Genomic DNA, 9,753 nt, shown 5'->3' with positions numbered 1-9,753 from the left:
CCCGCGGGCCACCCTCGTCGGCGCGCTGAGCGACGCCGGGCTCGACCCCGGCGCGACCGAGCTCGCCGACGCGCTGTGGCTGGCCCGGTGGTCGCGGCCGACCGGGGCCGCGTACGGCGGAGGGCAGGCGGACCCCGGCGGGGACGGGACCGAGCACACCCCGCCGCCCGGGTACCTGCAACGGCCGGCCGGGGACAGCACCGACGGGCGGGGGACCCGGCTGGTGCCCCCTCCGCCCGAGGTGCCGGACCAGGGACTGATCAGCCTGTATCCGGGGGCCGGCGCGCAGGGCCGCGGCCGGTCCGCGGCCGGCGGCGCCGCGCTCGGCGTCGCCATCCCCGAGGCCGCCGCACTGCCCAGGCTGCTCGAACTCCAGGCCGCGCTGAGGCCGTTGCAGCGCTACCGCAACCCCGCCCGCCCGCTGCGCGAAGTGCTCGACGAATCGGCCACCGCGGACCGCACCGCCCGCGCCGCCGGCCTGCTGCTGCCGGTCTTCCGCCCGGTCTCCCGCGGCGACGCGGCGATGCAACTGCTGATGGACGCCTCCTCCTCGATGTACGTGTGGGAGCGGATGCTGCACGAGCTCGGCGGCGTCTTCGAACGGCTCGGTGCCTTCCACGAGGTGCAGGTCCGCTACCTGCACGCGACCCCCGAAGGCGTCCCCGCCGTCAGCGGCCGGTTCGACCCGGAACCGGCCGGACTGCGCTCCGCCGATCAGCTCAGCGACCCCACCGGACGCCGGATCACCCTGCTGGTCAGCGACTGCGCCGGGCCGCTGTGGCGGTCGGGCCAGGCACACCGGCTGCTGCACCGCCTGGCCCGGCACGGCCCGGTCGCCGTACTCCAGCCGCTGCCCGCCCGGCTGTGGTCGCGCACCCGGCTGCCCGTCTCCTACGGGGTGCTGCACCGCGCCGAAGGGCTCGCCTTCGCCACACCGCTGCGCTTCTCGGCCGGCGCCGCCGGTTACGCCACCGCGCCCGACGCGCTGCCGGTGCCCGTACTGCCACCCACCGCACAGGCGTTGGGCGCCTGGGCGCGGCTGCTGGCCGGGATGGGCGCCGGCGAGGTGCCCGCCGCCGTCGGCTGGGTGCGCCCCGACCAGCCCGCCACCCACGTGGCGCCGCGCCGTACCACCGTGCCCGCCCCCGCGCTGGTCGGCCGGTTCCGCTCGGCGGCCTCACCGGCCGCCGCCCAGCTCGCCGTCTACCTCGCCGCGGCCCCGCTCTTCCTGCCCGTCATGCAGCTCGTGCAGCGCACCATGCTGCCGGACTCGGGCCCGGCGGAACTGGCCGAAGTGCTGCTCGGCGGCCTGGTCGTCCGCGCCAAGGGCGACGACCACCGGTGGTACGAGTTCGCCGACGGCGTACGGGACGTGCTGCTCGGGCCGCTCGGCCGCGACGAGGCGCTGCTCGTCCTCAAGCACTGCTCGGAGTATGTGGAGCAGCGGTTCGGCAAGAGCGGCCCCAACTTCCCGGCGCTGGCCATCACCCAGCTCACCGAGGGACCCGGCGACCGGATCGCGGACGACGCCGTGCGCACCGCCGTGCGGCGGGTGGCCCGCGCCACCGCGGTCCGCGACGCGGCCCGCGCCGAGGAGACAGTGGGCGTCGTCACCGAATCGCCGCAGCCCTTCGCGGAGGTCGCCGCCCGGGTGCTGGAACGGTTCATGCCGCTGCCGGAGAACGGCGGCCAGGACCGTACCGCCGTCACCGCCGGCCGCCCCTCCTCGGTGGTGCGGCGGGCCCGTGAACTGGTGGAGAAGTTCGCCCAGGACGGCATGGTGCAGAACCTGCTGGACGCCGTGCAGCTGCTGCGCCGCGCCGCCGCCCAGGAGCGGGTGCGCGGCCTGGACCCCGAGCTGTGGAGCGAACTGGCCCAGCAGCTGATCACGCTGTGGCGGCTGCGCGGCGGCGCCGGCCTGCTGATCGAGGCGCAGGAGGCCGCGGAGACCGCCGCCGCGCACCCCGGCTCGGTGCCCGCCCGCGCGGTCCGCGGCCGGGTCCTCCAGGCCGCCGCCGAGGAGCGCGCCGCCGCCGGGGACACCCGCGGCGCCCTGGAACTGCTGCGCCGCGCGGACCGCGAGTTCACCGCGGTCTGCGCCGCACCGGGCCTCGACGCGGACGGCCTGCTGGGGGCCACCCTGGAACGCGTCCAGGTGCTGGAGGACCAGTGGCAGCTCAGCGGCGACGCCGGGCTGCTCCAGGAGACCGTCGGGATGCTGGAGGCGTTCGCCGACTCCTGGCCGCTGTCGCAGCCGCGCCCCAGCGCCCTCACCCTCGCCTACGGCCGGGCGCTGCTGCGGCTGGCCGGCACCGCGGGGACGCGCGAACGCGTCCAGGTGTACGCGCAGCAGGCGGCCGGCTCCTTCGCCGTCGGACTCGACGCGCTGGAACGGGAGGAGGCCGAGCCGGAGGCCCGGGTCGGCGCCACGCTCGCCCTGGTGGACGCCCAACTCCTCGCCGGGGGACGGCTCGCGGAGGCCCAGCGGCTGGTCGACCGGGCGCTCGGCGAGACCCGCGACCGGCTGCTGCGGGCCGCCGTCCTGGTCCGTGCCGGGCGGATCGGGATCGCCCGGCACACCGCGGGCGGCCCACCCGGCGAAGTGGAGGCCGCCGCCGTACGGTTCGCCGAGGCCTGCCGGCTCACCCCGCGCGACCGGCCCGAATACAGCGGCCTGCTCGCCGAATGGGGTGACGCGCTGCTCAGCCGGGCCGCCCTGCCCGGCGGCGAGTCCTTCGTCAACCAGGCCGTACGCGTGCTGCGCGACTGCCGGATGGAGACCCCGAGCAGCGACCCGCGGCTGCCCGAGCGGCTGCTGATGCTCGGCCGCGCCCTGGTGCTGCGCTACAAGGCCGAACAGGACCTGGTGGACCTGCGCGAGGCCGAACACGTACTGAGCCTGGCCGAGCAGCCGGCCGTCGAGCCGTCGCAGGTGGCCAGGATCTGGTTCGAGCTGGGCGAGTCCCACCGCCTGGGCTACCTGCACAACCGCCGCCCCGAACGCCTCGACCAGGCCGCCGACGCGTACCGCAAGGCCGCCGAGGCCGCCACCACCGCCGTACGCCGGATGCCCGAACCTGAGCCCATGGTGCGGCTGTCCGCGCTGGCGCACCACTGGCGCGGCGTGGTCTACGAGTCCGCCCGCCGCCCCCGCGCCGCCGGGGACGCCTACCGGGCGGCCCTGGCCGACTGGCGCCGGCTGCCCGGCGGCACCGCCGCCGAGGAAGCCCACGTGACCGCCGAACGGCTGGCGGCACTGACCCGCGCGGGCTGAGCGGGAGGAGGACAGGGCGACGCGGAAGCGAGGATAGGGCGACCCGGAAACGGGGATAGGCACACGGGGGACCACGGCCGCACGGCAGGCGTCCGTGGCGGAGCGGGGACACGAGCGGAGGCTCGCGATGGAACACCGACCGCACGACGGCACGGAGCCGGCACAGGCCGGGATCGACCTGCTGGGCATGGACCTGGAAGACCTGCGCACCGTGGACCACCCCGTACTCGCCGCGCTGGTGGACGACCTGCGCCGGCGGGTCGCGGCACCGGGCAGCGAGGCGATGTGGGGGTTCGACAACGACACCGACGAAGCCGGGGTCCAGCGCTGAGACCACCATGTCCCGCCCTGCGGCCACCGGTTCCGCCCGCCCGCCGCGCCGCCGCGCCGCGCCGATCTGCTTTTGGCCGCCGGTCGGGGGGATACGGCCATATCCCCGCTCCGGTGTTTGCCGTCGGTGGCCGTACGGGAACAACCGCGAGGGCCACCCGGGCGGCCCGGCACTTCGGGGGAGGTGATGTGGTGCGGCAGCCGGAGGGGACAAGGCTGCGGAGGGACGGCACCGCCGTACGCCCGGCCCCGCTGCGGCAGTTCATCCTCAAGACGCACAGCCGGTGCAATCTCGCCTGCACCTACTGCTACATCTACGCCGGAGCCGACCACGGCTGGCGGGACCGTCCCCGCGCCCCCGCCGAGGCCGTGACCCGCGCCACCGCCGAGCGGATCGCCGAACACGCCGCCACCCACCGGCTCGGCGCCGTCTCGGTCGTCCTGCACGGGGGCGAACCCCTGCTGGCCGGCGCCGACCGGCTGGCCGCCACCGCCGAACTGGTCCGCGCCCGCATGCCCCCCGGCTGCACCGCGCACGTGAGCACGCAGACCAACGCCACCCTGCTCACCCCCGGCCGGCTGCGCACGCTGCGCGAGGCCGGCATCCGGATCGGCGTCAGCCTCGACGGCGGCCTGCCCGCTCACAACGCGGCCCGCGTCGACCACGCCGGCCGCTCCTCCTGGCAGGCCGCCGCGGCCGGACTGCGACTGCTCGCCGACACCGCGCCCGAGTCCTTCTCCGGGGTGCTCTGCGTGATCGACCCGCGGCGAGACCCCGTGGAGGTGTACGAATCCCTGCTCGCCTTCCGGCCGCCGGCGATCGACCTGCTGCTGCCGCACGGCAACTGGACGGCGCCGCCGCCGGGCCTGCCCGCACCGGCCGCGGACCCGGCGCCGTACGGCCGCTGGCTCACCACCGTCTTCGACCGCTGGTGGGACGCCGGCCGGCGGGAGACCCGGGTCCGCTTCTTCGAGGAGTGCGTGGCCCTGCTGCTCGGCGTGCCCGCCGCCATCGAACGGCTGGGCCTGCAACCGTTCACCGCCGTCGTGGTGGAGACCGACGGCAGCATCGAGCAGGTCGACTCGCTCAAGTCCGCCTACGAGGGCGCCGCCGCCACCGGCCTCGACGTCTTCCGGCACAGCTTCGACGACGCCCTCGCCCACCCCGGCATCGCCGCCCGCCAGGCCGGCCTGGCCGCGCTCGGCGACACCTGCCTGGCCTGCCCGCTGGTCACCGTGTGCGGAGGAGGGCACTACGCGCACCGGTACAAGGCCGACAGGGCCGGTTCCGGGTTCCGTCATCCGTCGGTGTATTGCGCCGACCTCGCCCTGCTCATCCGCCACATCGCCACCCGGCTCGCCGAGGCGGCCGGCACCGGACCGGGGCGGCGCGCGCCACGGGAGACCGGCCGGTGAAGCCGCCACGCCTCCTGTACGCCCCCGACGACCTGGCGGCTGTGCTCGGCGGCACCGGCAGCGATCCGCACGCCCTCGACCTGCTCGTCGCCGGCCAGCGCGGGCAGCGGCTGCTGACCCTGCGCGCGCTGCTCGACGCGGTCCGCGGCGCGCCGGCCGGCACCCTGCCGGAGGGGACCGCGGACCGGCTGCTGCGGGACTGGCGGCTGCTGGAGGACGCGGAGCGTGCGGACCGGGCCGCCGCCCGCCGGGTGGTGCACTACCCGCTCACCGGCGCCTGGGCCGAGCGCTGCCTGCGCGACCTCACCCGCCCCGGCCGGGCACCGCGCGCCGCCGCCGAACTGCCCCACCTGGCCGCGCTCGCGGCGTCCGCCGCCGCCCGCGCCGGGCTGCGCTTCACCGCCGAGGTACCGGTCAGGGACGGCGTCCTGACGCTGCCCACCCTCGGCCGCTACCGGCCGCCGGCCCCCACCGCCGGCGCCACGGGCCAGGCCCGGGTGGACGGCGACGGCAACCGGCTCTGGCTGCACCTGGACGCCTGGTCCGGCGAGCGGTCGCCCGGCCCGGCGGGCGAGTGGGCGACCGGCCACCCGTACGACCCCGCGCACCGGCGGCCGGACGACCGCGGCGTCCCGGGCCGCGACCCGCACATGAAGCCGCGGGAGCGGCCGTACCGGTGGCCGTACGACCACCCCGTCGGCCGCCGTCCGGACCCGCCGCGCGCCGTCGAGGTGCGGCGCGGCCCCGACGGTGTGTGGCGGTCCGCGGCGCCCGGGTGGCGCCCCATCCAGGCGCTGTGGACCGAGGACCACCGGCCGGTGCTGATCGACGACGCGGACCCGTACCGCGACGAGGAGGACCGCACCGACCCCTACGGACTCGCCCCCGCCGACGGCCTGGACCGGGTGGAGCACGCGGGGTGGCGCACCGCCTGGCGGGACGCGCAGCCCTGGCTGCGGCTGGGCGACGGCACCCGGGCCCGGGAGGTGGACGCCCTGCTGGAGTGCGTCGTACCGCTGGCCGGCTCACCGGCCGCGCAGTACAGCGGCACGCTCGGCACGGCCTTCGGCGCGCTGCTCAGCAGCACGCCACGCGGCGGTCTGCGGCTGGCCGCGGCCCTGGTCCACGAACTCCAGCACACCAAGCTGATCGCCCTGTCCCGGCTGACCCCGCTGCACACCGCCGACGACACCCCCCGCCACTGGGCGCCGTGGCGGCCCGACCCGCGCCCGTTCGAGGGCGTCTTCCAGGGCGCCTACGCCCATCTCGCGCTCGCCGAGTTCCACCTCGCGGTGGCACTCACCGCGACCGCCCCGGCGGTGCGCGAGTCGGCGTGGGCCGCGCACTGCCGCCGGCGCGCCCAGGTGGAGGCCGTCCTCCCGCAGCTCCTCGGCTCCAGTCGGCTGACGCCGCAGGGCCGCACCGTGGTCACCGCGATGACGGCGCACCACACCCGGCTGGCGCGGCACGTCCCACCGGACGGCCATCTGGCCCGCGCCGCGGCGTACGTCGAGACCACCCGGGCCATCTGGCGGCGGCAACGGGCGTGAAACCAGCGGAACTCAGACGAAACGGTACGACCACACGTTTCCTGGGGAGTGAACCAGTGTAGTTTCTGGCGCAGCCACCTGTTGGCCCGTCAGGGCACCACGCGTACAACGAGGGAGTCGGTCGGCATGACCGGAGGGCGTAACACCGCCGCGGCGGGGCGGGGGCGGGGACTGGTGACCATCAGCTTCGCGGGCTACAACCGGGCCTGGGCGGCCTGGATCGCGAGCCGGCTGGAACGGCACGGGCACCAGGTGGCGCTCCAGCGGTGGGACATCAGCCCCGGCGACACCGTGCTGCAGGGCTTACAGGACCTGCTGCTGTCCGAGGGCCGTGTGCTCATCGTGCTCAGCGAGTGGTACTTCCGGCTCGGCCCGCGCAGCCACGAGGAGTGGAACATCGCGCTGCGGGAGATCGTCCCCGCCAACAGCGACCGGTTCGCCGCCGTCTCCGTCACCCCGGCCGCGATGCCCGGCGCCGTCGCCTCGCTGGGCGCCGCCGACCTGTGGGGCATGGGCGCGGCCGAAGCCGAACGCCGGCTGCTGTCCCGGCTCGGCATCACCCCCGCCCGTTCCTCCTCCCTGGACACCCTGGCCGGCGCCGGCGGCCCCCGCTTCCCGCTGGAGCAGCCCGCCGTCTGGGGCGGCGTCCCGCGCCGCAACACCCGCTTCACCGGCCGCGAGCAGCTTCTGTGGAACATCCACCAGCAGCTCACCCAGGCCGAACCCGGCGCCGGCGTGGTCACCCTGCTCGGCCTGTCCGGCGTCGGCAAGACCCAGATCGCCGCCGAGTACGTCTACCGCTTCGGCGCCGAGAACTACGACACGGTGTGGTGGGTCCGGGCCAGTGAGCGCGGCACCCTGCGCGAGAAACTGGCCGGCCTCGCCCCCGCCCTCGGTCTGCCCACCGGCCGCGAGTACGGGGAGCGGCTGCGCGCGGTGCGCGACGCGCTGCGCCGCGGCGAGCCCTACTTCCGCTGGCTGGTCGTGCTGGACGGCGCCGACCAGCCCGAGGAGATCCACGACCTGGTGCCCAGCGGCCCCGGCCACGTACTGATCACCTCGCAGAACCGCGAGTGGGGCGAGCACAACAGCTCCCTGGTCGAAGTGCCCGTCTACGACCGGTACGAGTCGATCGCCTTCGTCCGCCGCCGCGCCCCCCGGCTGGACGACGCCGACGCCGACAAGCTCGCCGACGCCCTCGGCGACCTCGCGCTGGCCCTGGACCAGAACGCGGGCGCGCTCAACGACTCGCCCATGCCGGTGGACGAGTACATCGAACTGCTGCGCCACGGCGCCGACGTCGAACCCGGCCTCAAGGTCGCCGCCGACTTCCAGATGACGTACTACACCGCCTTCTCGATACTGCTGAACCGGCTGCGCGAGGACAAACCCGAGGCCGTGGACCTGCTGCGGCTGTGCGTGTTCTTCGCGCCGGGGCCGATCCCGGTGCGGCTGCTGCGCGACCTGCCGATCCGCGAGGTGCCGGAGCGGCTCGCCGGGCTGATGGAGGACCCGCTGCTGTGGAACTCCGCGATCAGCAAGCTCGCCCAGTGGTCGGTCATCCAGTCCGACCCGCAGGAGGCCGAGGACGAGGAGCCGACCAGCTCCAACGAGATCGTCCAGATGCACCGGCTGGTCTACCAGGCGGTGCGCGCCGACATGCCGGCCGAGGAGCAGGCCACCTACTCCCGGGTGGTCCGCAAGATCCTGGCCGCGGCCGACCCCGGCCGGCCCACCGACACCCGGCTGTGGCCGCGGTACGCCGAGATCGTGCCGCATCTGGAGGCGTCCGGCGCGCTGGAGAGCACCAACCCCGACATCCAGCTCACGGTCATCAACTGCCTGCGCTATCTGCACCTGTCCGGCGAGTACCAGGCCGGCCTGCAGCTGGCCGACGCCGCCACCAGCAAGTGGCCCGCGCTCTTCGCACCGGGGCACCAGCGGCTGTGGGACCTGGTCCACAACCGGGCCAACATGCTGCGCGGTCTCGGTGACTTCGCCGCCACCGAAGCCCTCGACCGCGACGCCTACGACACGTTGCGCGCCCAGCGCGGCGACCAGGACCTGCTGGTGCTGCGCGCCGCCAACGGCCTGGCCGCGGACCTGCGCAACCTCGGCCGGTACGACGAGGCGCTGGACCTCGCCCGGTTCGTGCAGGACGGCTACACCACGCTGGTCGGCCCGCAGGACGCCCGTACCCTGCTCGCCCAGAACAACACCGCCGTCACCTACCGCCTGCTCGGCCGCTACCAGGACGCGCTGGATCTCGACCGCGGCACCCTCGCGGCCCGCCGCGATCTGCTGCGCGAGCGCCACAGCGCCACCCTGTCCTCGGAGAACTCCTACGCCCACAACCTGCGGCTGCTGGGCCACTACGACCAGGCCACCTCCGTGCAGGAACGCAACTACGAGATCCACCGGGCCGTGCTCGGCACCGACAACCCGCAGTCGCTGCGCGCCGAACACAACCTGGTGCAGTGCTACTACCGCGGCGGCGACCGGCCGCGCGCGGCGAGCCTGCTGGTCCGGCTGCTGGAACGCTGCGAACGGGTCCTCGGCGACTCCCACCCGATCACCGTCCGCGTCTCGGTCACCTACTCCAGCTTCGAGCGGGAGCACGGCGACCTGGACCGGGCGCGCGAGCGCGGCGAGTTCGCGCTGCGCGCGTACCGCGACCAGTTCGGCGACGCCCACCCCTACACCGCGGGCGCCCTCGCCAACCACGGCCTGCTGCTGCGGGCCGCGGGCGAGCGCCAGCAGTCGCAGAACGAGGTCGAGGACGCTTTTATCGCCATGGGCCGCGCGGTCGGCCCCGACCACCCGTGGACCCTGGGGTGCGCGCTCAACGTGAGCGCGGCGCGCAACTTCGCCGGCGACCCGGAGAGCGCCGCCGAGCTCAGCCGCGTCGCCGCCGACCGGGCGGCGGTCCGGCTCGGCCCGCACCACCCGCTCACCCTGTCCTGCCAGATCGCCCTCGCCAGCGACCTGCGGATGCTGCGCACACGGCAGGAGGCCGACAAGATCGAGGAGGAGGCGCTGGCCGCGCTCAGTGCCACGCTCGGCCCGCAGCACTCCCACACGCTCGTGGCCCGCGCGCGGACCCGGCCGTACTGGGACTTCGAGCCGTTCAGCTGCTGAGGCCGGTTCGGCGCCGCAGTCGCAGTCGCCGACGGCCCGGGGCCC

At 75.7% G+C, this 9,753-nt stretch carries 5 protein-coding genes; all 5 read left to right on the top strand.

Features of this window, described 5'->3' with window-relative positions; translation table 11 throughout:
• Positions 1 to 3,274: SAV_2336 N-terminal domain-related protein (locus tag VIW71_RS22315; RefSeq protein ID WP_331624270.1), on the top strand; the 3,274-nt coding region annotated here is incomplete at its 5' end.
• Between the two features lie 127 nt (positions 3,275 to 3,401).
• Complete coding sequence (gene fxsA / locus VIW71_RS22310; protein WP_331624269.1) at positions 3,402 to 3,605, top strand: FxSxx-COOH cyclophane-containing RiPP peptide; 204 nt, start codon at positions 3,402 to 3,404, stop codon at positions 3,603 to 3,605.
• A 191-nt stretch (positions 3,606 to 3,796) separates the two neighbouring features.
• Positions 3,797 to 5,020, top strand: coding sequence for an FxsB family cyclophane-forming radical SAM/SPASM peptide maturase (locus VIW71_RS22305; protein WP_414720811.1), 1,224 nt, complete (start codon positions 3,797 to 3,799; stop codon positions 5,018 to 5,020).
• Positions 5,017 to 6,570, top strand: coding sequence for an aKG-HExxH-type peptide beta-hydroxylase (locus VIW71_RS22300; RefSeq protein ID WP_331624268.1), 1,554 nt, complete (start codon positions 5,017 to 5,019; stop codon positions 6,568 to 6,570). The genes VIW71_RS22305 and VIW71_RS22300 overlap by 4 nt, the downstream gene beginning before the upstream one ends.
• A 126-nt stretch (positions 6,571 to 6,696) precedes the next feature.
• A complete protein-coding gene (gene fxsT / locus VIW71_RS22295; protein ID WP_331624267.1) occupies positions 6,697 to 9,708 on the top strand; it encodes an FxSxx-COOH system tetratricopeptide repeat protein in 3,012 nt (1,003 codons plus the stop codon).
• Positions 9,709 to 9,753 lie beyond the last annotated feature (45 nt).

It is taken from the genome of Streptomyces sp. (genome assembly GCF_036524955.1).
Lineage (GTDB): Bacteria > Actinomycetota > Actinomycetes > Streptomycetales > Streptomycetaceae > Actinacidiphila.
This window is presented reverse-complemented; position numbering and strand designations above follow the sequence as displayed.